The sequence below is a fragment of the Pseudomonas cedrina subsp. cedrina genome (genome assembly GCF_001983175.1).
In the GTDB taxonomy this organism is placed as follows: domain Bacteria; phylum Pseudomonadota; class Gammaproteobacteria; order Pseudomonadales; family Pseudomonadaceae; genus Aquipseudomonas; species Aquipseudomonas cedrina.
Genome location: NZ_MNPW01000008.1, coordinates 105,684 through 130,970 on the forward strand (window position 1 = coordinate 105,684; position 25,287 = coordinate 130,970).

The window sequence follows — 25,287 nt, forward strand, 5'->3', positions numbered from 1 at the left end:
AGGTCTCAATGTTCACTCAATTCAAATCAAAAAATAGTCGCGGCCTTCGACCTGGCCCCTGCGCAACGGGTTCCGTGTGCAATAAGGCGCATAGCTTGCATCGACGAAGCGGTACATCAGGTGTTCATCGCGACCGATTGGAATACCCAGGCGCGTCGTCTGGATGATCTGGGCCGGTGTCTGGCCCACATCCTCGACGTAGAGCAACTCCTGATCGAAGCGCTTGGCATCCCACATCGGCACCTTCAGCCCCAGGGCTTTGCACAACAGGGTCTGGCCGGCGCACAGCTTGTGCGACGGGCGCGGGCTGCCGTCGGGATTGGGGTTGTTCAACAACATTTGCGCCAGGCTGGCCGGGCCGGACAATGCGTCGACCCACGGATACGCCGATTTGATCAGCACGGCATTGCCGGGCCCGTGTGCGCTGAAGTTAAGGGAGTCGCCGCCGCGGGCGTAGTACATGTAGATGTGGCCGCCATCCAGAAACAAAGCCTTACGCTTTTCTGTGTAGCCCAATGAAGAGTGACTGCCCTTTTCGGCCGCGTAATACGCCTCGGTTTCAATAATTCGCGCCGAAAGCCAAATTTCGCCGACACGATGGCGAATGACTTTTCCGAGCAATTGCTGGGCAAGCAATTGCGCGTCGCGGTCGAAGAAGCTGTCGGGCAGGGCGCTGGCGGGGAGTTGCGGCATTGAACTGGGCATGGCGGTCAGGGTAAATACGGCTAAATGTGACGGAATCATAACAAGTCCCGCCTTAATTACGGCTGAACACAAGGTTTTTACAGTTCATTTCGACCATCCGCCCCTCACCGCTGTCAGTCAGGCGGCGTCACAGCTATAATCTGCCGCTTTCCTCTTTGCCAAGACTTCCTGACCCAATGACTGAGTCCGTTCTTGACTACATGACCCGCCTGGGTCGCGCTGCCCGTCAGGCCTCGCGGTTGATCGCCCGTGCGAGCACCGCGCAGAAGAACCGTGCCCTACTGGCCGCCGCCGATGCGCTGGATGCTTCGCGCGCAGCGCTCGCCGCCGCCAATGAGCTGGACCTGGCCAACGGCCGCGCCAATGGCCTGGAACCGGCCCTGCTGGACCGCCTGGCGCTGACCCCGGCACGTATCGACGACATGATCGAAGGCCTGCGTCAGGTGGCCAAGCTGCCTGACCCCATCGGTGAAATCCGCGATATGCGTTACCTGCCGTCCGGCATCCAGGTCGGCAAGATGCGCGTGCCCCTGGGCGTGATCGGCATCATTTACGAGTCGCGCCCCAACGTGACCATCGACGCCGCGAGCCTGTGCCTCAAGTCCGGCAACGCCACCATCCTGCGTGGCGGTTCCGAGGCCATCCAATCCAATCGAGCCATTGCTGCGTGTATCCAGCAAGGCCTGGCCGTGGCCGAACTGCCCGCTGAAGTGGTGCAGGTGGTGGAAACCACCGACCGCGCGGCCGTCGGCGCGCTGATCACCATGCCGGAATTCGTCGACGTGATCGTACCGCGCGGCGGCAAGAGCCTGATCGAGCGCGTCAGTCGTGAGGCCAAGGTGCCGGTGATCAAGCACCTGGACGGCGTGTGCCACGTATTCATCGACGTCGCCGCCGACATCGACAAGGCGATCCGCATCGCCGACAACTCCAAGACGCACCGCTACGCGCCCTGCAACACCATGGAAACCCTGCTGGTGCACGCCGGTATTGCCGAGCGCGTGCTGCCGCCGCTGGCCGCCATCTACCGCGACAAGGGCGTGGAGCTGCGCGGATGCGTGCGCACCCGAGCACTGTTGGGCGCGGACGTGATCGAGGCGACCGAGCTGGACTGGTACACCGAATACACGGCACCGATCCTGTCGATCAAGATTGTCGACGACCTGGACGAGGCCATCGAACACATCAACACTTACGGCTCCAAGCACACCGACGCCATTGTTTCCGAGCATTTCAGCGATGCGCGGCGTTTCCTCAACGAAGTGGATTCCGCTTCGGTGATGATCAATGCCTCGACGCGCTTTGCCGATGGCTTCGAGTACGGCCTGGGGGCGGAGATCGGTATCTCCACCGACAAGCTTCACGCCCGCGGCCCGGTTGGGCTGGAAGGCCTGACCAGCGAGAAGTACGTGGTGTTCGGCGACGGTCATGTGCGCACTTGATGGCTAAACGCATCGGGTTGCTCGGCGGTACCTTCGACCCCGTGCACATCGGCCATCTGCGCAGTGCCCTGGAAGTGGCGGACGCGCTGGCCTTGGACGAGCTGCGCCTGATCCCCAATTTCCGGCCGCCGCATCGCGACACGCCGCAGGTGGCGCCGCAACAACGCCTGGAAATGGTGCGCCTGGCGGTTGAAGGCATTGCGCCGCTGGTGGTGGACGATCGCGAGCTCAAGCGCGACAAACCGTCCTACACTGTCGACACCCTGGAGCTGATGCGCGCCGAGTTGGGCGCCGATGACCAGTTGTTTCTGCTTTTGGGCTGGGACGCATTTTGCGGCCTGCCCTCTTGGCATCGCTGGGAGGAACTCCTCCAGCATTGCCACATCCTGGTTTTGCAACGCCCGGATGCCGACAGCGAACCGCCGGATGCCTTGCGCAACCTGCTGGCCGCGCGGTCGGTAAGTGACCCCTTGGCCCTGACCGGGCCGAACGGGAATATTGCATTCGTCTGGCAGACCCCGCTTGCGGTGTCCGCCACCCAGATCCGTCAACTGCTGGCCAGCGGGAAGTCGGTACGTTTCCTGGTGCCTGACGCGGTCCTGGCCTACATCGATGCGCACGGGCTTTACCGTGCGTCGAACTGAAAAGGCGCGCTTGAACCTACGCACAGTCGTAGCGCGAGCGCCCGAACATACGAGCAAAACAGGTTTTATATGACGAACAAAGACGTAAGCAAAGTTAAGCGCAAAGGCACGTTCAAAAGCGCCCCGCTGCCGGTTGAAGCCCACGTTGGTCCTGAACTGGCTGGCGAAGAGCTGGTAAAAGTCGCCGTGGCGGCCCTGGAAGACGTGAAAGCCCAGGACATCCAGGTGCTGGACGTGCGCGACAAGCAGAGCATCACCGACTACATGATCATCGCGACCGGTACCTCGAACCGCCAGATCGGCGCGATGCTCGACAAGGTGCGCGAAGCCGTCAAGGCCCAGGGCGTCAAGCCGCTGGGTGAAGAAGGCAAGGGCGACAGCGACTGGGTGCTGCTGGACATGGACGACGTGATCGTGCACATGATGACCTCCAACGCTCGCCAGTTCTACGACCTGGAGCGCCTGTGGAAAGGCGCCGAACAGAGCCGTGCCGCCGATGGCAAGCACCACAGCCCGGAAGTGGGCCACGCGCACTTCGACAAGCTCAACAAAGACCAGGAATAAGGAACGGCTGTGCGCCTGCGTCTGATTGCTGTCGGTTCACGCATGCCCAAGTGGGTGGAAGAAGGCTGGCACGAGTATGCCAAGCGTCTGCCCGCCGAGCTGTCGCTGGAACTGGTAGAGATACCGCTCAATACCCGGGGCAAGAATGCCGATGTGGCGCGCTTCATCCGTCAGGAAGGCGAAGCCATGCTGGCCAAGGTCGGCCCCAACGAGCGCATCGTTACCCTTGAAGTGCACGGCAAACCCTGGAGCACCGAGCAACTGGCGGTGGAGCTGGATCGCTGGCGCCTGGACTCGCGTACCGTCAACTTCATGGTGGGCGGTCCCGAAGGGCTGGCGCCGGAAGTCTGTGCGCGGGCGGACCAGCGTTGGTCGTTGTCTGCGCTGACGCTGCCGCATCCGTTGGTAAGAATCCTGATCGGTGAACAGCTGTATCGCGCCTGGACAGTTCTGTCCGGGCACCCTTACCACAAATAATCTGCGCCCCTGCCGATGACCCAGCCGATCCGCATCAAGGACCACGAGAAAGACGCACGTCTGGTACGCGCTCGCGTGGTGTTTGGCGCCTTTATGGTGGTGGGTTTGATCGGTGTGCTGGTGGCGCGCCTGTATTTCCTGCAGGTCATCCAATACGACTATCACTCCACGCTGTCGGAAAACAACCGGGTGCATGTGCAACCGATTCCGCCGACCCGTGGGCTGATATTCGACCGCAATGGCGTGGTGGTGGCCGATAACCGGCCCAGCTTCAGCCTGAGCATGACCCGGGAACGTTCCGGCGACTGGCAGCAGGTGCTCGACGTGATCGTCGAGGTGCTGCAGCTGACGCCGGAAGACCGCGTGATCTTCGAAAAGCGCATGCGGCAGGGGCGCCGACCATTCGAGCCGGTGCCGATCCTGTTTGAGCTGACCGAAGAGCAGATCGCCCGGATCGCGGTGAACCAGTTCCGTTTGCCCGGTGTGGAAGTGGTGGCGCAGTTGGTGCGGCATTACCCGCAAGGGCCGCACTTTGCGCACTCGGTGGGCTACATGGGGCGGATCAACGAGAAAGAGCTGAAAACCCTCGACCCGGTCAATTACAGCGGCACCCACCATATCGGCAAGACCGGCATCGAGCGGTTCTACGAGCCGGAGCTGCACGGGCAGGTGGGTTACGAAGAAGTCGAGACCAACGCCCGTGGCCGTGTGCTGCGGGTGCTCAAGCGCACCGACCCGGTGCCGGGCAAGGACATCGTGCTGAGCCTGGACATCAAGTTGCAGGAAGCCGCCGAGATGGCCCTGGGCGGTCGTCGCGGCGCAGTGGTTGCACTGGACCCGAAAACCGGCGAAGTGCTGGCGATGGTCAGCCAGCCGAGCTTCGACCCCAACCTGTTCGTGACGGGGATCAGCTTCAAGGCGTACGCCGAATTGCGCGATTCCATCGACCGGCCGTTGTTCAACCGCGTGCTGCGCGGCCTGTATCCGCCGGGGTCGACGATCAAGCCGGCGGTCGCGATTGCCGGGCTCGACGCCGGTGTGGTCACTGCCTCCAGCCGCGTGTACGACCCCGGTTACTACATGCTGCCCAACTACGATCACAAATACCGTAACTGGAACCGCACCGGTGACGGCTATGTCGACCTGGATACCGCCATCATGCGTTCCAACGACACCTATTTTTATGACCTGGCCCACAAGCTGGGCATCGACCGCTTGTCTGCCTATATGGGCAAGTTCGGCCTGGGTCAGAAAGTCTCCCTGGACATGTTCGAAGAGTCCCCCGGCCTGATGCCGTCGCGGGAATGGAAGCGTGCGACCCGCCGGCAGGCCTGGTTCCCGGGCGAAACCCTGATCCTCGGCATCGGCCAGGGCTATATGCAGGCCACGCCGCTGCAGTTGGCCCAGGCCACGGCGCTGGTGGCCAACAAAGGTGTGTGGAACCGTCCGCACCTGGCCAGGACCATCGAAGGCGAGAAGCCGGTGGATGAGAACCCGATCCCGGACATCGTCTTGCGCGACCCGTCCGACTGGAACAAGGTCAATCACGGCATGCAGCAAGTGATGCACGGCGCCCGCGGTACCGCGCGCAAGGCGGCCATCGGCGCGCAGTACCGCATTGCCGGCAAGAGTGGTACGGCCCAGGTGGTCGCTATCAAGCAGGGCGAGAAATATGACCGCTCCAAGGTGCAGGAACGCCACCGCGACCACGCCTTGTTTGTGGGTTTCGCGCCGGCGGACGACCCCAAGATCGTGGTGGCGGTGATGGTCGAGAACGGCGAATCCGGCTCCGGCGTTGCGGCCCCTGTAGTGCGCCAGATCATGGACGCCTGGCTGTTGGCGAGCGACGGCCGGCTCAAGCCCGAATATGGCGGCCCCCCTACAAGCACCGAGGTTACGGCCAATGAAGAGTAATTTTGACCGCATCCTTTCCAGTGAAGATGTGATGCGTCGCCGTGCAACGTTGCTGCAACGCATGCACATTGATGGCCCGTTGTTGATCCTGCTGCTGACCCTGGCGGCCGGCAGCCTGTTCGTGCTGTATTCGGCCAGCGGCAAGAACTGGGACCTGCTGATAAAGCAGGCGTCGTCGTTCGGTCTGGGTCTGTTGTCGATGGTCGTCATCGCCCAGCTTGAACCACGCTTCATGGCGCGCTGGGTGCCGTTGGGTTATGTGGCCGGCGTGTTGCTGCTGGTGGTGGTGGACGTGATGGGCCACAACGCCATGGGCGCGACCCGCTGGATCAACATTCCTGGGGTAATTCGCTTCCAGCCGTCGGAATTCATGAAGATCCTGATGCCGGCGACCATTGCCTGGTACCTGTCCAAGCGCACCTTGCCGCCGCAGCTCAAGCACGTGGGCATCAGCCTGATCCTGATCGGCGTGCCGTTCATCCTGATCGTGCGCCAGCCCGACCTGGGTACCTCGTTGCTGATCCTGGCGGGCGGTGCGTTCGTGCTGTTCATGGGCGGCTTGCGCTGGCGCTGGATCCTCAGCGTGCTGGCCGCCGCCGTGCCGGTGGCTGTGGCCATGTGGTTCTTCTTCATGCACGACTACCAGAAGCAGCGGATCCTGACCTTCCTCGACCCGGAAAGCGACCCGCTCGGCACAGGCTGGAACATCATCCAGTCGAAGGCCGCGATCGGTTCCGGCGGCGTATTCGGCAAGGGGTGGTTGCTGGGTACGCAGTCGCACCTGGACTTTTTGCCTGAGAGCCACACCGACTTCATCATCGCGGTGCTGGGCGAAGAGTTCGGCCTGGTGGGCATCTGCGCGTTGCTGCTGATCTACCTGCTGTTGATTGGTCGCGGCCTGGTGATCACTGCGCAGGCGCAGACGTTATTCGGCAAACTGCTGGCCGGCGCGCTCACCATGACTTTTTTTGTTTATGTTTTCGTCAACATCGGTATGGTCAGTGGCCTGCTGCCGGTGGTGGGGGTGCCGTTGCCGTTCATTAGCTACGGCGGAACTTCGCTGGTGACGTTGATGTCAGCGTTTGGGGTTTTGATGTCGATTCATACGCATCGCAAATGGATCGCACAGGTTTGAATAAGGTGAAGATGTCAATGCAAGTAATGCGCGGCTGGGCGACTCGGCACGCGTCCTGGATGGGCCTGATCGGGCTGCTGGGCGCAACGCAAGAGGCGCAGGCCGGTGACTATGATGGTTCACCCCAGGTCGCCGAGTTTGTCGGTGAAATGACCCGCGACTATGGGTTCGCCGGCGAACAGCTGATGGGCGTGTTCCGCGAAGCCCAGAAAAAGCAGGCGATCCTCGACGCCATCTCCCGCCCTGCCGAACGCGTGAAGCAGTGGAAGGAATACCGTCCGATGTTCCTGACCGATGCCCGCGTGGCCCGGGGTGTGGACTTCTGGCGCCAGCACGAGGCGGTACTGGCCCGCGCCGAGCAGGAATACGGCGTGCCGGCTCAGGTGATTGTTTCGATCATCGGCATCGAGACCTTCTACGGGCGCAACACCGGCAGTTACCGGGTGATCGACGCCTTGTCGACCCTGGGCTTCGATTACCCGCCGCGCGCCGACTTCTTTCGCAAGGAACTGCGCGAATTCCTGTTGCTGGCGCGCGAAGAGCAGGTCGATCCGCTGACGCTCAAAGGTTCCTACGCCGGTGCGATGGGCCTGCCGCAGTTCATGCCGAGCAGCTTTCGCGCCTATGCGGTGGATTTCGACGGTGACGGCCATATCAATATCTGGAGCAACCCCGACGACGCCATTGGCAGCGTGGCCAGCTACTTCAAGCGCCACGGCTGGATGGCCTGCGAGCCGGTGGTGGCCCGCGCAGAGGTCGCTGGCGATCGTGCCGACGAGGGCCTGACCCAGGGCATCGAGCCGGCGAAGACGGTCGGGGAGTTGCGGGCGCTGGGCTGGTCGAGTCAGAATGCGCTGCCTGACGATATGCCAGTGACGGCGTTCCGCCTTGAAGGCGAAAATGGCCCGGAATACTGGATGGGCCTGAAGAATTTCTACGCAATCACGCGTTATAACCGCAGTGTGATGTACGCCATGGCCGTGCATCAACTGTCAGACATGCTGGTCCAAGCACGGGGCAACAAGTAATGCGGGCATCGCTGTTCAATCAACCGCTCAAGCTGGTGGCGTTCGCCGCGTTGTCCCTGCTGGTCGTCAGTTGTTCCACCAGCCGCGGGCCGGTGCAGCAGAAATCCGGGGGCGCGGTGGTCCGTGCCCAGCCGGGCCTGGACATCAACCGCGCGCACAAAGACGGCGCGCCGTGGTGGGACGTCGACGTGTCGAAGATCCCGGACGCCACGCCGACCCTGCACACCGGCCCGTACAAGGCCAACCCCTATACGGTGCTGGGCAAGAATTACTTCCCGCTGCAGGATTCCAAGACCTACGTGCAATCGGGCACGGCGTCCTGGTACGGCACCAAGTTCCACGGCCAGAACACCGCCAACGGCGAAGTCTATGACCTGTACGGCATGAGCGCCGCGCACAAGACCTTGCCGCTGCCCAGCTATGTCCGCGTGACCAACCTGGACAACAACCGCACCGTGATCCTGCGGGTCAACGACCGTGGGCCGTTCTATTCGGACCGCATCATCGACTTGTCCTACGCGGCCGCGAAGAAGCTCGGTTACGCCGAAACCGGTACCGCGCGCGTGAAGGTCGAAGGTATCGACCCTGCGCAGTATTGGGCCCAGCGAGGCAAGCCGGCGCCGTTGATGCTCAACGAGCCGCCGACCCAGCCGCAAGTGACCGCCTCGACGGGCAAGATCGAGCAATGGACGCCTCCGCCGCAGCAGCACGCGCCGGACACGGTCGTCGTGCCCAGGGCTGCGCCGGGCGCAGCGGCAGCGGGTGGTCAATACCTGCAGGTCGGCGCTTTCGCCAACCCGGACGCGGCAGAACTGTTAAGGTCCAAACTCAGCGGTATGGTCAACGCGCCGGTCTTCATCAGCTCCATCGTGCGTAACCAGCAGACCCTGCACCGGGTGCGCATGGGCCCGATCGGCTCGCCGAGCGAGGTCGCACAAGTGCAGAACAGCGTGCGCCTGGCCAACCTGGGGCAACCCAGCGTCGTCACGGCTGAATAATAAAGAATTGATGGTCCTGGCCCGTCGGGCCTGGGCTGTGGTTGTTGGCTCGTTGAACAATAAAAACCCAGGGGCAAGGGGTGAGCGGGCAACCGAACACGCGACAGTCTGGCAACGGGCTGTCTGAATAAGTTTTGCCCGCGAGGGCAAGTTTCCATAAGCAATTTCGAGAGACGGATGAACATCACCACCTTAGCCAAACGCACGTGCCTGCTTCTTTCGCTGATCATCACCCCGGCCGCCTGGGCGGTTGAAATGGTGCCGGCCTCCCCGCAACTGGCCGCCAAGGCCTGGGTCCTCATGGATGCCGCCAGCGGCAACGTGCTGGTCGAGAACAACGGTGACCAGCGCCTGCCGCCGGCCAGCCTGACCAAGCTGATGACCGCCTACATCGCGACCCTGGAAATCCGCCGCGGCCAGATCGGCGAGAACGACCCGGTGACCGTCAGCGAAAACGCCTGGCGTACCGGCGGCTCGCGGATGTTCATCAAGGTCGGTTCGCAGGTCACCGTGAGCGACCTGCTGCACGGCATCATCATCCAGTCCGGCAACGACGCCAGCGTGGCCCTGGCCGAGCACATCGCCGGCAGCGAAGACGCGTTCGCCGACATGATGAACAAAACCGTGGCCGACCTGGGCATGACCAACAGCCACTTCATGAACCCGACCGGTCTGCCGAACCCTGAGCACTACTCGTCGGCTCACGACATGGCAATCCTGGCGCGCGCGATCATTCGCGTCGACCCGGTGCACTATGCGATCTATTCCCAGAAGGAATTCTTCTGGAACAACATCAAGCAGCCTAACCGCAACCTGCTGCTGTGGCGCGACAAGACCGTCGACGGTCTGAAGACCGGCCACACCGAAGAAGCCGGCTACTGCATGGTGTCGTCCGCCGTGCGTGACGGCCAGCGCCTGATCGCCGTGGTCTTCGGCACCAACAGCGAGCAGGCCCGTGCGGCCGAGACGCAAAAACTGCTGACCTACGGTTTCCGCTTCTTCGAAACCCAGACCTTCTACCAGAAGGGTGCGGAGCTCGCGACCGCGCCGGTCTGGAAAGGCGCAACTTCGCAAGTCAAGGCCGGCCTGGCTGAAGACCTGACCCTGACCATGCCTAAAGGCCAGCTGAAAAAGCTCGCGGCCAGCATGACCATGAACCCGCAATTGGTGGCGCCGATCGCCAAGGGCGACGTGATTGGTAAAGTCGAAGTCAAGCTGGACGACAAGGTGGTGCACAGCGCCGACCTGATCGCCCTGGACGCCGTCGACGAAGGTGGTATCTTCCGCCGCGTGTGGGATAGCATCCGTCTATTCTTCTACGGCTTGTTCAACTGATAGTGTGCACCTGCAAAGCCCCGCGTTGATCCGACGCGGGGCTTTGTTGTCGCCAAGGCTTACGCTTACGAGGCCGTTACGCCATGACCGATACCGAAGTAAAGGCGCCAAAGATCGAATTCCCGGTGGTGGACTATCCGATCAAGATCATCAGCGATACCGGCGTAGGCCGCAAAGATTTGATCCTCGAGATTGTGCGTAAGCACGCGACGATCAATGACCAGCGTGTGGACGAGCGATCCAGCTCCACAGGCAAATACACCACGATCCAATTGCACATCGTTGCAATCGGGCAAGACCAGCTCTACGACATCAACAGTGAACTGCGGGCCACCGGCTTCGTGCACATGGTGCTGTGATGCCACAGGTATTGGGCTTTCGCGAGCTCGGCCGGATGGCCTACGAGCCCGTCTGGCATGCCATGCAGCGCTTTACCAACGAGCGCGGCAGCACCGCCGCCGATGAAATCTGGCTGGTGGAACACCCGCCGGTGTTCACCCAGGGCCAGGCCGGCAAGGCCGAGCATCTGTTGCTGCCGGGGGATATTCCGGTGGTGCAGGTCGACCGAGGTGGCCAAGTGACTTACCATGGGCCGGGTCAACTGGTGGCTTACTTGCTGCTGGACGTGCGCAAGCTTGGGTTTGGCGTACGCGACCTGGTGAGCCGAATGGAGGCTTGCCTGATCGAGCTGTTGGCCAGTTACGGCGTGACCGCCGCGGCCAAGCCCGATGCACCCGGTGTGTATGTGGATGGCGCGAAAATCGCGTCCCTCGGCTTGCGCATTCGCCACGGTTGTTCCTTTCATGGCCTGGCCCTGAACGTGGACATGGACCTGGCGCCGTTCCGGCGGATCAACCCGTGCGGTTATGCCGGGTTGGCGATGACGCAACTGAGTGACCACGCCACACCGATTAAATTTGCCGAGGTAAGTGCCCGGCTGCGTGCGCAGCTCGTCAAACACCTCGACTATGCTGAGCAGACGACCCTTACGGGCGGAATCGACTGACTATGACTACTGATGCAGTGCAAACCATGATCCCGACGGTCGACGTGACCGACCGTCCGGCCCCGGCCCCGCGTGCCAAGGTGGAAGCCGGCGTCAAGCTGCGCGGCGCCGAGAAGGTTGCACGCATCCCGGTGAAGATCATTCCGACCACCGAACTGCCGAAGAAACCCGACTGGATCCGCGTGCGCATCCCGGTTTCGCCGGAAGTCGACCGTATCAAGGCCCTGCTGCGCAAGCACAAGCTGCATAGCGTGTGCGAAGAAGCCTCCTGCCCGAACCTGGGCGAGTGCTTCTCCGGCGGCACCGCCACCTTCATGATCATGGGCGACATTTGCACCCGTCGTTGCCCATTCTGCGACGTCGGCCACGGCCGGCCGAAGCCTCTGGACGTCAATGAGCCGGAGAGCCTGGCTATCGCCATCGCCGACCTGAAACTCAAATACGTGGTGATCACCTCGGTCGACCGCGACGACCTGCGTGACGGCGGCGCCCAGCACTTTGCCGACTGCATCCGCGAAATTCGCAAGCTGTCGCCGAACGTCATGCTCGAAACCCTGGTGCCGGACTACCGTGGCCGTATGGACGTGGCGCTGCAAATCACCGCCGCCGAGCCGCCGGATGTATTCAACCACAACCTGGAAACCGTACCGCGCCTGTACAAGGCCGCGCGTCCGGGTTCGGATTACCAGTGGTCGCTGACCCTGCTGCAGAAATTCAAGCAGATGATGCCGCACATTCCGACCAAATCCGGCTTGATGCTGGGCCTGGGCGAGACCGACGAAGAAGTGATCGAAGTCATGAAGCGCATGCGCGAACACGACATCGATATGCTGACCCTGGGCCAGTACCTGCAACCGTCCCGCAGCCACTTGCCGGTGCAGCGTTTCGTGCACCCGGACACCTTCGCCTGGTTCGCCGAGGAAGGCTACAAGATGGGCTTCAAGAACGTGGCGTCCGGCCCGCTGGTGCGCTCCTCGTACCACGCGGACGAGCAGGCCAAGCTGGTCAAGGCGAGTCTGGTCTCGTAATACAAATTTGGCCAACACCGCTGATCCAATGTGGGAGCGGGCTTATGTGGGAGCTGGCTTGCCTGCGATGCAGACACTTCGGTACAACAGATGTACCGAGGTGATGCCATCGCAGGCAAGCCAGCTCCCACAGTTCGTTCTGCGCTAATTTAGGGAGAGTTGTGGATGAGCATTGCCGTACCTGCCTTGCGATCCGAAGGCACCATCGCCCTGATCGCCCCCGCCGGCCCCGCCGCGCTGGACGTCGAAAAAGCCGGCCAATGGATGCGCGCCCGCGGCTATGACCTGCGAATCTTCCCTGGTGTGTATGAGCGAGACGGTTACCTCGCCGGCAGCGATAAAGTCCGCCTCAACGACCTGCACAGCGCCTTCGCCGACCCTGCCATCGACGCCATCTTCTGCCTGCGCGGCGGCTACGGCACGCCACGCCTGCTCGACAGCCTGGATTTCGAACTGCTGCGCGCCAACCCCAAGCCCTTCGTCGGCTACAGCGACATCACCGCCTTGCACCTGGCGATCAACCGCTACGCTGGTTTCGTGACCTTCCACGGGCCCATGCTCAATGCCGACCTGCTCGGTGCCAAGCAACCACCCACCGAGTCGTCATTGCTCGGCCTGCTGCGCGGTGACCTTGGTGCGGGCAGCGTGCTTGCCCACCCCGCAGCCTTCCCGTTGACCACCCTTGAGCCAGGCATCGCCTGTGGGCGTTTGCTGGGCGGCAACCTGTCGATGATCGCGGCAGTGATGGGCACGCCTTACGAGATCGACGCCGACGGCATCATCCTGTTCATCGAAGACATCAACGAGCCGATCTACCGCATCGACCGCCTGCTCACGCATTTGCGCCTGGCGGGCAAGCTGCAGCAGGTTGCGGGGGTGCTGGTGGGGGATGTGGCGGGTGTGGAGTCTGTTGCCTTGGAGCGTCTGTTGAAGCAGACCTTTGCGCCGCTGTGCATTCCGGTGCTGTCCGGCTGGCGCAGCGGGCATTGTGACCCGAACCTGACGCTGCCGATGGGCGCGTGGGTGCGGTTGGATGCGGGAGAGCAGCGGGTGGTGCTGGAGCAGGATGTGGTCTTTAAGTAGTTGTTGCCCGGCAGGGCCTCATCGCAGGCAAGCCAGCTCCCACAGGGAAATGCATTCCAAATGTGGGAGCTGGCTTGCCTGCGATAGCGGTGGTCGCCATAAGCAGATCTAACGGTTCTGCAACGATTCCAGCAGTTTCACCGTCGGATACCCATCCGCCGGCCAGCCCAGCGCCTGCTGCGCCGCGCGGATCGCCTTGCGCGTATTGGCGCCGATGATCCCGTCCGGGTTGCCCGCGTCATAGCCATTGGCACTCAACGCCGTCTGCAAATCGATACGCTGCGAGCGGCTCAACGGCAGCTCATCTTTTGGCCAATCGCCACGAATCACGCCGCCACCGCCGAACCGCTCCGACAGCAAGCCAACCGCCAGCGCGTAGGACGACGAGTTGTTGTACTTGAGGATCGCACGGAAGTTATCCAGCACCAGGAACGCCGGGCCACGGTAACCCGCTGGCAGCAATAGCGCGGCGGACAGTTGGTCGACGTCGGGCGGCAGGCTGGCGCCGGGTGGCAGTTGGATGCCGAGTTTCAACCATTCAGCGACGGTCTTGCGGATGCCACCGTCGGCGAGGGCGTAATCAAAGTTCGTCGGCAGTTGTTTTACCTCGAAACCCCATGGCTGGCCTTTCTGCCAGCCGGAGCTTTGCAGGTAGTGCGCGGTTGAGGCGAGGGCGTCGGCCGGGCTGTTCCAGATATCGCGGCGACCGTCGCCATCGAAGTCCACGGCGTGGGTGTTGTAGGTGGTCGGAATAAATTGGGTCTGGCCCATGGCGCCGGCCCAGGAGCCTTTCATCTGGTCGGCCTGGATGTCGCCGTGCTGGATGATCTGCAACGCCGCCAGCAGTTGCGCCTGGGCAAACGCCGGGCGACGGCCTTCGTAGGCCAGGGTCGCCAGCGAGCGGATCACCGAGTTATTGCCCTGGAACTGGCCGAAGTTGCTTTCCATGCCCCACACCGACACCAGCGCCTGGCGGTCGACGCCGTAGCGTTGCTCGATGCTCTGCAGGATGTCGGCGTACCTGACCAGCAAGGCCTGGCCGTTGCGCACGCGCACCGGCGAGAGGGCGCCGTCCAGGTATTCCCACACCGGGCGGGAAAATTCCGGCTGGCTGCGGTCGGCGCGGATCACTGCCATGTCGGGCGTGACGTTGGCGAAGGCATTGTCGAACACGGCGGCAGTGATGCCGGCCTGCAGGGCTTGCGCGCGAAAGCCGGCCTGCCATTCGGCAAAGGTCTGGGTGGGTTGGATATCAAGGTTGTCCACGGCCAGCGGGGCCACTACGGCAGGCGCGACCACCGGGGCGGTCTGGAGTTTGGGCAGTGGTTGAGCGTCGGCGGCGGTTGGTTTTTCCGCGCAGGCGACAAGCAGAATGAGGCTGGAGGCAGCGATCAATTGGCGAAGGTGCCAACGACGGGAAAGACTAGAGGGCATGCACAGGTCCAGGGATTACAAATCAGAAGCAGACCTTATCATGCCGGAGGGGCGCTTGCCTTCAGGCAGCCAGAAAGTAAGAAGCCTCCCAGCTATTAGACTGGAAGGCTTCGCGGCGGTAGCTGCCTTTGCCCTTGCCGGCGCGTTCCTGACGGCTGCGGAACAGTGGCTGGGCGATGATGGATTTGGCCTTGTTGGGGCCATGCTTGGATGGCTTTTTGCTCATGTCGGTACTCTCGATAGGTGAGGGGAAGCGGGGCAAATTTTCTGCCGAAGTTTGGCCGCTGTAAAGCCCCTCGATGCGTAGGCGTTTTCACAGAGTAATGTGGGCACAGTCAATGTGGGAGCTGGCTTGCCTGCGATAGCGGTGTATCAGTGCCAGAGATGCAAGCTGACCGACCGCTATCGCAGGCAAGCCAGCTCCCACAGGGTTTTGTGGTGATTTTTTGGACGGGGTTATTCGGCGGGAAGGGTCAGGCGCTGGCCGCACATCAACAGCGACAAACGGCTCAGGCTCATCCACGGCGAACCGGCTGCCTGGCCCTTGATCTGCGCATCGATGCGCTGCGCTTCCAGCAAAAGCTGCGCCCAGCGTTGCGCCGAGTGCCGTTGCAGGGCTTTGCTCATCAGGGGCTTGCGCTTGTCCCAGACCGGCGGCCGAGCCTGGCTGAAACATTTGTCCAGCGGCGTGCCCTGGCTGTATTGCAAGGCAATATTGGCCAGCACCCGCAGTTCTCGGGCCAGGGCCCACAGGATCACCGGTGGCTCCACGCCTTCGCCGCGCAGGCCTTCGAGCATGCGCAGGGCGTGGGCGGGTTCGCCGTTGAGGATTGCGTCCACCAGCCCGAACACGTCAAAGCGCGCGCTGTCAGCCACGGCGCCCTGAACGGTTTCGACGGTGATCTGCCCGTCTTCAGCCATCAGCTTGAGCTTTTCGATCTCCTGGGCGGCGGCCAGCAAGTTGCCTTCGACCCGCGCGGCGATCAGCTCGACTGCGTCCTGGGTGGCCGACAGCCCCGATTGAGACAGGCGCTGGCGAATCCACTGGGGCAGTTGGCTGCTGTCCACCGGCCAGATCTGGATGAACTGGGTGTGTGCCCCTTCCACCAGGGCCTTGCCCCATTTGGTTTTCTGCGCACTGCCATCGAGCTTGGGCAGGCTGATCAACAGCACCGTGTCTTCGGCAGGCCGTGAGCAATATTCCATCAAGGCTGCCGCGCCCTTGTCGCCGGGCTTGCCTGAAGGCAGGCGCAGTTCCAGCAGGCGTTTTTCGGCAAACAGCGACATGCTCGCGCCGGCTTGCAGCAGCGTGCCCCAGTCGAAACTGGCGTCGGCGCTGAACACCTGGCGTTCATCGAAGCCTTGCTGGCGCACGGCGGCGCGGATGGCGTCGGCGGCTTCCTGGCACAGCAGCGGATCATCGCCGCTGACGATGTAGACAGGCGCGAGGCCACCTTGCAGGTGCTTGGCGAGTTGGGCGGGGGCGAGTTTCATAGGCAGGGCGAACGGGGCGCTTGGCGCGCCCCGTCTGGCTTACTCGACAGGGACTTCAACAGGCGATTGTTTCGGCGTGTTGTCTTCGTACTCTTGGGCAGCCTTGAGTGCGTCGGCGTCAGCCTTGGCCTTGTCGTCAGCCCGTTGCTGCAGGACCTCAAGCTGTTGCGGCGTGATCATCGCCAGGCGCAGCATCATGCGCTGTACCAGTTCGCGACGCATTTCCTTGCGCACTTGGATGGTTTCGGAGTCCGAACCCACCAGGTTGTTGCCGTCGTGGCTGACGATTTTCTGGATCTGGATGTCGTCACCCATCAAAGGCAGCTTGTCGTGGCCCTGGATTTCAAAGCTGAGCACGGTGCTCAGTTCGATATCGGACGCACGCCCGGCGCTGGCATAACTCAGGTTGCGCTGGGTTTCCCGTTCGTTGGCCAGGAACAGCTTGTAGGTCGCGCCGGTGTAGACGTGTACGCCACTGTTTTCCAGGACCTGACGCAACTGGGTCACTGTTTCGCTGTAGGCGTCGCGGGCACTGACGTCCAGTTCCTTGATCGCCAGTTCCTGGGTGCCGGTACCGCGCAGTTGGAAGCCGCAAGCGCTTAGCAGCACGGCAAGGCCCATAACCAGCAAATTGCGTTTGATCATTTTGTTGCTCCCCTTGAAACCATGTGGGCCTTATCGAGGCCCTGAAGGCTTTGTTCGGCGCAGGGCTCAAGCCCTGCGCCCGATCCGATTAGCTAGCGACGATATTGACCAGTTTGCCAGGCACCACGATCACTTTGCGGATCGTCAGGCCCTCGGTGAAGCGCAGCACGTTTTCGTTGATGCGGGCGGCCGCTTCCACGTCTTCGCGGCTCGCGCTGGCCGGCATGTCGATCTGGCCGCGCAGTTTGCCGTTGACCTGGATCACCAGCTGCAGCGTGTCCTGTACCAGGGCGCTGTCATCCTGCACCGGCCAGCGTGCATCGATGACCGCTTCGCTGTGGCCCAGACGGTTCCACAGGTCATGGCTGATGTGCGGCGTGATCGGGGCCAGCAGCAGGGTGACCGTTTCCAGGCCTTCCTGCACCAGCGCGCGATCCTGTTCAGTGGCTTGTGGGGCTTTTTCCAGCACGTTCATCAGCGTCATTACCTGGGCGATGGCGGTGTTGAACTTGTGGTGCTGGCCCACGTCCTGGCTGGCTTGCTTGATGGCCAGGTGGGTGCTGCGGCGAATGGCTTTCTGCTCGTCGTTCAAGGTCGCCACGTCCAGCTTGCCCGGCAGGCCCTGGCTGATGTGCGCGTGCGCCAGGCGCCAGACGCGCTTGAGGAAGCGGTGCGAACCTTCGACGCCGGAGTCGGACCATTCGGCGCTCATGTCGGGCGGCGAGGCGAACATCATGAACAGGCGGCAGGTGTCGGCGCCGAATTGATCGATCATCGACTGAGGGTCGACGCCGTTGTTCTTCGACTTGGCCATCTTCTCGGTGCCGCCGATTTCCACCGGCAGGCCGTCGGCGATCAGCTTGGCGCTGATGACCTTGGCTTTGCTGTCGCGCTCGAGCTCGACGTCGGCCGGGTTGAACCAGGTGTAGGCGCCATTGGCTTCACGGCGATAGTAAGTCTCGGCGACCACCATGCCCTGGGTCAGCAGGTTCTTGAACGGCTCATCGGAACTGACCAGGCCTTCGTCGCGCATCAGCTTGTGGAAGAAGCGCGCGTACAGCAGGTGAAGAATAGCGTGTTCGATACCACCGATGTACTGGTCCACCGGCAGCCAGTGGTCGGCGGCGGATTTTTCTACCAGGCCGCCTGCATAGTGCGGCGAGGCGTAGCGGGCGTAGTACCACGAGGACTCGACGAAGGTGTCCATGGTGTCGGTTTCACGCTTGGCAGGCTGGCCGCATTTCGGGCAACTGCACTCGTAGAACTCTGGCATGCGCGCCAGTGGCGAACCGGCACCGTCCGGTACCACGTCTTCCGGCAGGACGACCGGCAGTTGGTCTTCCGGCACCGGCACGTCGCCACAGCTTTGGCAGTGGATGATCGGGATCGGGCAGCCCCAGTAGCGCTGGCGGCTGATGCCCCAGTCACGCAAGCGGAACTGGGTGCGCGAGGCACCGAGGTTTTTCTTGATCAGGGCGACTTCAATCGCGTCGAAAGCGCCCTGGAAATCCAGGCCGTCGAACTCGCCGGAGTTGATCAGCTCACCGTGCTCGCCGTAGGCGTCCTGCCACGGGGCCGGGTTGGTGTCGCCCGCGCTGGTGCGCACCACGGACTTGATCGGCAGGTTGTATTTGCTGGCGAATTCGAAGTCACGCTCGTCGTGGGCCGGTACTGCCATGACGGCGCCATCGCCGTAGTGCATCAGCACATAGTTGGCGACCCATACCGGCAATTTCTCGCCAGTCAGCGGGTGCTCGACGAACAGCCCGGTCGGCAGGCCTTTTTTCTCCTGGGTGGCGACGTCGGCTTCAGCCACGCTGCCACCTTTGCATTCGGCGATGAACGCCTGCAGCTCAGGGTTGTTGCGTGCGGCCTGGGCGGCCAGCGGGTGTTCAGCGGCCACGGCGACGTAGGTCGCGCCCATCAGGGTGTCCGGACGGGTGGTAAAGACTTTGAGCACGCCCGCTTCGCCGATCGAATCGACGTTGTACGGGAACTGCACTTCCATGCCCTTGGACTTGCCGATCCAGTTGCGCTGCATGGTCTTGACCTGTTCAGGCCAGCCCGGCAGGTCGTCGAGGCTCGACAAGAGCTCATCGGCGTAGGCGGTGATCTTGAAGTAGTACATCGGGATTTCGCGCTTCTCGATCAGCGCGCCGGAGCGCCAGCCGCGACCGTCGATCACCTGCTCGTTAGCCAGCACGGTCTGGTCGATCGGGTCCCAGTTCACGGTACCGCTCTTTTTGTAGATCACACCTTTTTCGAACAGGCGCGTGAACAGCCATTGTTCCCAGCGGTAGTAGTCCGGCTTGCAGGTGGTCACTTCACGGGACCAGTCCACCGCCAGGCCCAGGCTGCGCAGCTGGTTCTTCATGTAGGCGATGTTTTCGTAGGTCCACTTGGCGGGCGCCACGTTGTTTTTCATCGCGGCGTTTTCCGCCGGCATGCCGAAGGCGTCCCAACCCATGGGTTGCAGGACGTTCTTGCCTTGCATGCGCTGGTAGCGGGAAATTACGTCGCCGATGGTGTAGTTGCGCACATGCCCCATGTGTAGCTTGCCGCTGGGGTAAGGGAACATCGACAGGCAGTAGAAAGTCTCCTTGCCTGGCTGTTCGCTGACTTCAAAGGACTTTTGCTCGTCCCAGAAGGTTTGGGCGGCATTTTCTATTTCACGGGGCTGATAGTGTTCGTGCATGGCTACTTTTGAACTGGATAGGGGTGGCCTAATCCTCTTCGGTGCAACGTTCAGGTTGATCGACACCAGAAAGCGGCGCGTCCGTGCCCAAACCCTGCGGGAAGTGGAGTGACAGGAAGCGCCGTAGCATACATGAGCCCGCTCTATCGAGGGAAACCCTGATTGCGCAGGCCAGGCCGTCTGTCGCGGCGCCAGGCAGGCGCAGCAACGGGGACTACGCTGTTTATTGGGGAGCAAGTCTTTCTTCAATGAGGTGAGGGGATGGTTGAATCGCAGCGAATCGTATCGAAACCGGATATCTACGAAGGATTGATCGACCGTTTGGGTCGTGCATTGGATGCGGCGAGGACGGCGGGCCGATTGCGTGATGAACGGCCCGTTGAGTTGGAGTTGCGCGGTTTGAGCCGCGCGGAGCTGGAGCTGATCAAGGCTTATCTGGAACGCAATGGGCGTACCACGCCTCCCTGGGTGGCGACCCCGCCAGCCAAGGGGCCTGCTCACTCTGCCAAGGTGGTGTGGCTCAAGGACTTGTCTGCCGGTCGTGGCCCGGAAAAACTCCGGTCCGCCCGCTACACGTAGTCAACCGCTCTCCTGTACCGCATCACCGCGCCATTTCACCGTAAAGATTGTCGCTAAACCCCGTTACACCTTAGGCTTCGGGCATCTATGGAGATGCTCGATGCCTATTCGTTATTTCATCAAACAACTGCTCCTGCCGCCCGGCATTCTCTTGCTGTTGCTGGCCCTTGCCTGGTGGTTTCGTCGCAGCCGCCCACGCCTGGCGGCGTGTTGTTTTGCCTTGGGGTTCGGCGGGATGTGGCTGATCAGCCTGCCGGCGGTGGTGGAGTGGGGCGCACGGGCCCTGGAAACCGAGCCGCCGCTGGCGCGGGAAGATTGGTCGACCCTGGCTGGGCGCGCCGACGCCATTGTGGTGCTGGGGTCGGGACGCGAGCGTGGAGACCCGGCCTGGGGCACCGACCAGCCCACCGGTATCGGCCTGGAACGCCAGCGTTATGCCGCGCGCTTGGCCAAGGCGTCCGGTTTGCCGGTGCTGACCACCGGCGGCCTGCATTACGGCACGCCGCCCAGCGAGGCCGAGTTGATGGCGGTGTCGATGCGCGATGACTTCGGCGTGAACGTGCGTTGGAAGGAAGAGCGCAGCCGCACTACGTGGGAAAATGCGCAGATGAGCGCTGAGATACTACTGCCCGAAGGCGTCAAACGTGTGGTAGTCGTGACTCATGCCTCGCATATGCCGCGGGCGGTATGGAGTTTTGAGAAAGCCGGTTTCACCGTAGTGCCTGCGCCGGTGGGGTTTCTGGGGGTGGATAACGCTCGCCCGCTGGGTGGCTGGTTGCCGGAATTCAAGTCGATATGGCAGAGCGGGCAGTTGATCAATGAAGCGGTAGGGCAGGTGGGTTATCGGGTATTTTACAGGTAACACCGCAGGGCAAATGTGGGAGCTGGCTTGCCTGCGATGGCATCACCTCGGTATCACTGAACACCGAGGTGTCTGCATCGCAGGCAAGCCAGCTCCCACAAAGGTTTTGTGTCTGCCGGTTAGACGGTTTTCGACATGCGGGCCGCCAGCAGCGCCCAGCCGAACAGCACCACGCACACAATAATCAACGGCCACGACCGCCATTGCAGGTACGGCGTGAGATTGTGCATCGGCACCACTTCACCGTAGAGAATGCCGCGCTCGAATTGCGGGATCTGCGCGGTGATCTGCCCGAATGGGTTGATCAGGCCGGTCACGCCATTGTTGGTGGCGCGGATCATCCAGCGGCCCGCCTCCAATGCCCGCATCTGCGCCATTTGCAGGTGCTGCAAGGGACCGATGGAGCGGCCGAACCAGGTGTCGTTGCTGATGGTCAGCAACAGGTCGCTCTGGGCCGACAGGCCGGCGGCGAATTCCGGGTACACCACTTCGTAGCAAATGAACGGCGCAATCTGGTAGCCCTTGGCCTGCAACATCGCCTGGTCGGCGGGGCCGCGGGCGAAGTCCGACATCGGCAGATCGAAAAAGGCGATCAGGCCGCGCAGCATGTCCTGCAGTGGCACGTACTCACCGAACGGCACCAGTTTCTGCTTGAGGTAGGTGCCGTCGCCTTCGCCGACCACGGTGATGCCGTTGAAGTAGCGCTTCTGGTGATGCACTTCCTGGCGGATCGGCACGCCGGTGATCAGCGCCGTATGCCGATCGGCGGCGAACTTGCCCATCATGCCCAGGTAGCCTTCGACGGACTCCTTGAGAACGGGCACGGCGGTCTCCGGCCACACCAGCAGGTCGACGCGCTTGGAAGCGAAGCTCATGTCACGGTACAGCGCGAGCTGCGCATTGAGCTGCTCCGGGTCCCACTTCATGCTTTGTTCAACATTGCCTTGAAGAGCTGCAACGGTCAGCGGCGCGCCAGACGGGCTGGTCCAGGCGTGATGCTTGAGCGCCAGGCCGATCGCCCAGGGCGCCACCAGCAGCACCAGGCCCGCGCCGATGAATGCGTTGCGCTTGCCTGCCAGCAGGCGCGGCAGGTTGCACAGCAGCGCCGCGGTCAGTGCGAGGGCAAACGAAATCAGCCACATGCCGCCCACCGGCGCCAGGCCCGAGAGGGGGCCTTCAAGCTGGCTGTAACCGGAGTACAACCACGGAAAGCCAGTAAGGAACCAGCCCCGAAACGCTTCCTGGCCGACCCACAATGCGGCGAATGTCAACGCATCCGCCAGCGGTGCCTCATTGCGACGCAGCCAGCGCGCCCACAGCCAGGCGGGCAGGGCGAAGAACCAGGCGATGGCGGCGGTAAACAGCAGCATCAGGAAGCCCGCCAGCAGCACCGAAGCGCCGCCGAAGTGGTGAATGCTGTAGTAGATCCAGCTGGTGCCGGCGCCAAACAGGCCGAAACCGAAACACCAGCCACGGCCCAGTGCCTGGCGTGGGCTCAATTCCCGCAGCCCCACGTAAAAGAACCCGACCGCCACCAGGGCAAGCGGCCACAGATCGAACGGCGCCAACGCCAGGGTGGTGATGGCGCCGGCCACCACGGCCAGCAGATTACCGGGCCAGCCGGGTGCGATCAGACGGCGCATTTGAGTCCTTATCGGGCAATAGGGGTCAGACGGATCAGGTGGATACGACGGCTGTCGGCATTCAGGATGCGGAAGCGATACGCGCCGATCTCGGTGGTTTCGTTACGTTTTGGCAGATGCCCGAACGCGCTCATCACCAGGCCGCCGACGGTGTCGAACTCGTCGTCGGAGAACTCGCTGTCGAAAAATTCGTTGAAGTTCTCGATCGGCGTCAGCGCCTTGATCAGGAAATCACCGCTGGGCAGTGGCTTGATGTAGCTGTCTTCCTCGACGTCGTGCTCGTCTTCGATGTCACCGACGATCTGCTCCAGCACGTCTTCAATCGTCACCAGGCCGGCCACGCCGCCGTATTCGTCGATCACAATGGCCATGTGGTTGTGATTGGCGCGGAATTCACGCAGCAGCACGTTCAGGCGCTTGGATTCGGGCACGAAGGTGGCCGGACGCAGCAGGTCCTTGATGTTGAAGCTGTCGCCGTTCTCCTTGAGGATCAGCGGCAGCAGGTCCTTGGCCAGCAGGACGCCCATGACGTCGTCATGGCTTTCGCCGATTACCGGGTAGCGCGAGTGCGCCGAGTCGATCACGGCCGGGAGGAACTCCCGTGGGGTCTGGGTCGCCCTGATGCTGATCATCTGCGAGCGCGGGACCATGATGTCGCGTACTTGCAGGTCAGCCACCTGAATGGCGCCTTCGACGATGGCCAGCGCTTCGCTGTCCAGCAACTTGTTCTGGTGGGCCTCGCGCAGCAGCTCAAGCAGCTCCTGGCGGTTTTTCGGCTCGTGGGCAAAAGCCTGGGTCAGTTTCCCCAGCCATGACTTCTGCCCGTTGCTCGATCGGTCTTCGCTCATAGCGATTACTCTGAATCCTTTAGTGTGACAGTTGAGTGTTTTTAAACTTCGTCGTCCGCATACGGGTCCGGATGGCCCAGTTCTGCAAGCAACGTTTGTTCCAGTGCTTCCATTTCCTCGGCTTCGTCATCGTCTATATGGTCGTAACCCAAGAGATGCAAGCAGCCGTGGATGACCAGATGGGCCCAATGGGCCTCAAGAGCCTTGCCCTGTTCCTTCGCTTCGCGTTCCACCACCTCGACGCAAATCACCAGATCGCCCAGCAGCGGGATATCCAGCAGCTCATCCGGTACATCAGCGGGAAAGGACAACACGTTGGTCGCGTAATCCTTTTGACGCCAGGTGTGGTTCAGCGCTCGACCTTCGGGTTCATCCACCAGACGGATGGTCAGTTCCGAGTCGGCGCTGCGCTGGCGCAGGGCCAGCGCACACCATTGGCGAAACTGTGCTTCGCTGGGGACGGATGCTTCGGTGGCCAACTGCAGGTCAAGCTCAAGCATCGCGGCGTGCGTCCTTGGCCGGTGCGTCGTCGCGATGATCGAAGCGCTCATAGGCCTCGACAATGCGCTGCACCAGCGGGTGGCGCACCACGTCCTTGGGCATGAAGTGCGTGAAGCTGATACCCGGTACGTCCTTGAGCACTTCGATCACCTGGGCCAGGCCCGATTTGGTGCCCTTGGGCAGGTCAACCTGGGTGACGTCACCGGTGATCACGGCAGTGGAGCCGAAACCGATGCGGGTGAGGAACATCTTCATTTGTTCGACGGTGGTGTTCTGGCTCTCGTCGAGGATGATGAAGCTGTTGTTCAAGGTGCGTCCGCGCATGTAGGCCAGCGGAGCGATTTCGATCACCTGGCGTTCGATCAGCTTGGCCACATATTCGAAGCCGAGCATCTCGTAGAGCGCGTCATAGAGCGGGCGCAGGTACGGGTCAATCTTCTGGGCCAGGTCGCCGGGCAGGAAGCCGAGCTTCTCGCCGGCCTCGACCGCCGGGCGCACCAACAGGATGCGACGCACCTGCTCGCGCTCCAGCGCGTCGACCGCGCAGGCCACGGCCAGGTAGGTCTTGCCGGTACCGGCGGGGCCGATGCCGAAGTTGATGTCGTTGCCGAGGATTTCCTTGACGTACTTCTGCTGATTCAAGCCGCGCGGGCGAATCATGCCTTTTTTGGTACGCAACGCCACGCTGGCTTCGGCCACGGGGTTGTTGGCGAGGTCTTCGACCGCCGATTCCTGCAGGTACAGGTGCACGGTTTCCGGCGACAGCTCGCTACCCTTGGTTTCGCGGTAGAGGCGGCGCAGCAGGTTTTCTGCGGACGTCGTGTGTTGGGGTTCACCAATGAGCTCGAACTGATTGCCGCGGTTGCGGATCTCGATGCTCAGGCGTTGTTCGATCAGGCGCAGGTGCTCGTCGAACTGTCCGCACAGGTTGGCGAAACGGCGAGCCTCAAACGGCTCGAGAATGAAACGATGGGGTTCTACTATGGGTGCGTTCAAGGTCGCTTTTAGCCGCCCTTTGGCTGTTGAGGTGGATTAGAGAATAACGCCAGCCGCCCGTGTGCGAAAGCACTTAAATGGACTGGGTTATCTCTCAAGAACAACAAAAATCTACTGTGGGAGCTGGCTTGCCTGCGATAGGGCCGGCACATTCAAAAAAGATATTGCCTGTTGCACCGCTATCGCAGGCAAGCCAGCTCCCACATTTGATCTTCATTTGTCTTGAGACCT

Annotated in this window: 25 protein-coding genes; 15 read left to right on the forward strand and 10 right to left on the reverse strand. The window is 62.2% G+C overall.

The genetic code is table 11. The features are described 5' to 3' along the window. Positions 1 to 21 precede the first annotated feature (21 nt). Positions 22 to 705 carry a DNA-3-methyladenine glycosylase gene (locus BLL36_RS17795; protein ID WP_076952874.1) on the reverse strand — a complete coding sequence of 228 codons (684 nt, stop codon included), beginning with the start codon at positions 703 to 705 and terminating at the stop codon, positions 22 to 24. Positions 706 to 881: 176 nt separating this feature from the next. On the opposite strand from BLL36_RS17795, the gene BLL36_RS17800 reads away from it, so the two are divergent. The 13 genes from BLL36_RS17800 to BLL36_RS17860 all read left to right on the forward strand — a co-directional run bounded on the left by BLL36_RS17800 (position 882) and on the right by BLL36_RS17860 (position 13,359). Then, complete coding sequence (locus BLL36_RS17800) at positions 882 to 2,147, forward strand: glutamate-5-semialdehyde dehydrogenase (protein ID WP_076952662.1); 1,266 nt, start codon at positions 882 to 884, stop codon at positions 2,145 to 2,147. Then, a complete protein-coding gene (gene nadD, locus BLL36_RS17805; RefSeq protein WP_076952663.1) occupies positions 2,147 to 2,791 on the forward strand; it encodes a nicotinate-nucleotide adenylyltransferase in 645 nt (214 codons plus the stop codon). Before BLL36_RS17800 ends, nadD begins: the two co-directional genes overlap by 1 nt. Positions 2,792 to 2,860: 69 nt before the next feature. Further along, positions 2,861 to 3,355 carry a ribosome silencing factor gene (rsfS, locus tag BLL36_RS17810; protein ID WP_003237041.1) on the forward strand — a complete coding sequence of 165 codons (495 nt, stop codon included), beginning with the start codon at positions 2,861 to 2,863 and terminating at the stop codon, positions 3,353 to 3,355. A 9-nt stretch (positions 3,356 to 3,364) separates the two neighbouring features. Beyond that, the gene (gene rlmH, locus BLL36_RS17815; RefSeq protein WP_003176297.1) at positions 3,365 to 3,832 is read left to right on the forward strand and encodes a 23S rRNA (pseudouridine(1915)-N(3))-methyltransferase RlmH; all 468 of its coding nucleotides are present in this window, start codon (positions 3,365 to 3,367) and stop codon (positions 3,830 to 3,832) included. A gap of 15 nt (positions 3,833 to 3,847) precedes the next feature. Next, positions 3,848 to 5,746: a penicillin-binding protein 2 gene (gene mrdA / locus BLL36_RS17820; protein ID WP_076952664.1), complete on the forward strand. Its 1,899-nt coding sequence runs from the start codon at positions 3,848 to 3,850 to the stop codon at positions 5,744 to 5,746. A 31-nt stretch (positions 5,747 to 5,777) separates the two neighbouring features. Beyond that, the gene (gene rodA / locus BLL36_RS17825) at positions 5,778 to 6,881 is read left to right on the forward strand and encodes a rod shape-determining protein RodA (protein ID WP_162279262.1); all 1,104 of its coding nucleotides are present in this window, start codon (positions 5,778 to 5,780) and stop codon (positions 6,879 to 6,881) included. A 17-nt stretch (positions 6,882 to 6,898) separates the two neighbouring features. Beyond that, positions 6,899 to 7,909, forward strand: coding sequence for a lytic murein transglycosylase B (mltB, locus tag BLL36_RS17830; RefSeq protein ID WP_076952666.1), 1,011 nt, complete (start codon positions 6,899 to 6,901; stop codon positions 7,907 to 7,909). After that, positions 7,909 to 8,907 carry a septal ring lytic transglycosylase RlpA family protein gene (locus tag BLL36_RS17835; protein WP_076952667.1) on the forward strand — a complete coding sequence of 333 codons (999 nt, stop codon included), beginning with the start codon at positions 7,909 to 7,911 and terminating at the stop codon, positions 8,905 to 8,907. Before mltB ends, BLL36_RS17835 begins: the two co-directional genes overlap by 1 nt. A gap of 177 nt (positions 8,908 to 9,084) precedes the next feature. Further along, complete coding sequence (locus BLL36_RS17840) at positions 9,085 to 10,242, forward strand: D-alanyl-D-alanine carboxypeptidase family protein (protein WP_003176292.1); 1,158 nt, start codon at positions 9,085 to 9,087, stop codon at positions 10,240 to 10,242. 83 nt (positions 10,243 to 10,325) lie between these two features. After that, positions 10,326 to 10,601, forward strand: coding sequence for a DUF493 domain-containing protein (locus tag BLL36_RS17845; RefSeq protein WP_048724650.1), 276 nt, complete (start codon positions 10,326 to 10,328; stop codon positions 10,599 to 10,601). After that, complete coding sequence (gene lipB / locus BLL36_RS17850) at positions 10,601 to 11,248, forward strand: lipoyl(octanoyl) transferase LipB (protein ID WP_076952668.1); 648 nt, start codon at positions 10,601 to 10,603, stop codon at positions 11,246 to 11,248. Before BLL36_RS17845 ends, lipB begins: the two co-directional genes overlap by 1 nt. A 26-nt stretch (positions 11,249 to 11,274) precedes the next feature. Further along, complete coding sequence (gene lipA / locus BLL36_RS17855) at positions 11,275 to 12,276, forward strand: lipoyl synthase (RefSeq protein WP_162279261.1); 1,002 nt, start codon at positions 11,275 to 11,277, stop codon at positions 12,274 to 12,276. A gap of 165 nt (positions 12,277 to 12,441) precedes the next feature. After that, a complete protein-coding gene (locus BLL36_RS17860) occupies positions 12,442 to 13,359 on the forward strand; it encodes a S66 peptidase family protein (protein WP_076952670.1) in 918 nt (305 codons plus the stop codon). Positions 13,360 to 13,467: 108 nt separating this feature from the next. Here BLL36_RS17860 and BLL36_RS17865 read toward each other — a convergent pair whose 3' ends face one another. The 5 genes from BLL36_RS17865 to leuS form a co-directional block, all read right to left on the reverse strand. Next, the gene (locus tag BLL36_RS17865) at positions 13,468 to 14,793 is read right to left on the reverse strand and encodes a lytic murein transglycosylase (RefSeq protein ID WP_076952671.1); all 1,326 of its coding nucleotides are present in this window, start codon (positions 14,791 to 14,793) and stop codon (positions 13,468 to 13,470) included. Between the two features lie 61 nt (positions 14,794 to 14,854). After that, the gene (gene arfA / locus BLL36_RS17870; RefSeq protein WP_003176285.1) at positions 14,855 to 15,019 is read right to left on the reverse strand and encodes an alternative ribosome rescue factor ArfA; all 165 of its coding nucleotides are present in this window, start codon (positions 15,017 to 15,019) and stop codon (positions 14,855 to 14,857) included. A 230-nt stretch (positions 15,020 to 15,249) separates the two neighbouring features. Further along, on the reverse strand, positions 15,250 to 16,287 hold the full coding sequence (gene holA, locus BLL36_RS17875; RefSeq protein ID WP_076952672.1) for a DNA polymerase III subunit delta: 1,038 nt from the start codon (positions 16,285 to 16,287) through the stop codon (positions 15,250 to 15,252). 39 nt (positions 16,288 to 16,326) lie between these two features. Further along, positions 16,327 to 16,932, reverse strand: coding sequence for an LPS-assembly lipoprotein LptE (locus tag BLL36_RS17880; RefSeq protein ID WP_076952673.1), 606 nt, complete (start codon positions 16,930 to 16,932; stop codon positions 16,327 to 16,329). Positions 16,933 to 17,020: 88 nt separating this feature from the next. After that, complete coding sequence (gene leuS / locus BLL36_RS17885; protein WP_076952674.1) at positions 17,021 to 19,627, reverse strand: leucine--tRNA ligase; 2,607 nt, start codon at positions 19,625 to 19,627, stop codon at positions 17,021 to 17,023. A 261-nt stretch (positions 19,628 to 19,888) separates the two neighbouring features. Here leuS and BLL36_RS17890 point away from each other — a divergent pair, with 261 nt between their 5' ends. Together BLL36_RS17890 and BLL36_RS17895 are read left to right on the forward strand one after the other, a co-directional pair. Further along, positions 19,889 to 20,206: a hypothetical protein gene (locus BLL36_RS17890; protein ID WP_076952675.1), complete on the forward strand. Its 318-nt coding sequence runs from the start codon at positions 19,889 to 19,891 to the stop codon at positions 20,204 to 20,206. Between the two features lie 100 nt (positions 20,207 to 20,306). Then, positions 20,307 to 21,068, forward strand: a complete 762-nt coding sequence (locus tag BLL36_RS17895) for a YdcF family protein (RefSeq protein WP_076952676.1) — start codon at positions 20,307 to 20,309, stop codon at positions 21,066 to 21,068. Positions 21,069 to 21,187: 119 nt separating this feature from the next. Here the strand turns inward: BLL36_RS17895 and lnt are convergent, their stop codons facing one another. From lnt to BLL36_RS17915, 4 genes are read right to left on the reverse strand one after another with little or no spacing between them, the layout of a single operon-like run. After that, on the reverse strand, positions 21,188 to 22,711 hold the full coding sequence (gene lnt, locus BLL36_RS17900) for an apolipoprotein N-acyltransferase (RefSeq protein ID WP_076952677.1): 1,524 nt from the start codon (positions 22,709 to 22,711) through the stop codon (positions 21,188 to 21,190). 8 nt (positions 22,712 to 22,719) lie between these two features. Further along, a complete protein-coding gene (locus BLL36_RS17905) occupies positions 22,720 to 23,559 on the reverse strand; it encodes an HlyC/CorC family transporter (protein ID WP_057724910.1) in 840 nt (279 codons plus the stop codon). A gap of 41 nt (positions 23,560 to 23,600) precedes the next feature. Beyond that, entirely contained in the window at positions 23,601 to 24,059 is a 459-nt protein-coding gene (gene ybeY, locus BLL36_RS17910; protein ID WP_076952678.1) for an rRNA maturation RNase YbeY, read from the reverse strand. After that, complete coding sequence (locus tag BLL36_RS17915) at positions 24,052 to 25,056, reverse strand: PhoH family protein (protein ID WP_076952679.1); 1,005 nt, start codon at positions 25,054 to 25,056, stop codon at positions 24,052 to 24,054. The genes ybeY and BLL36_RS17915 overlap by 8 nt, the downstream gene beginning before the upstream one ends. Between the last annotated feature and the right edge of the window lie 231 nt (positions 25,057 to 25,287).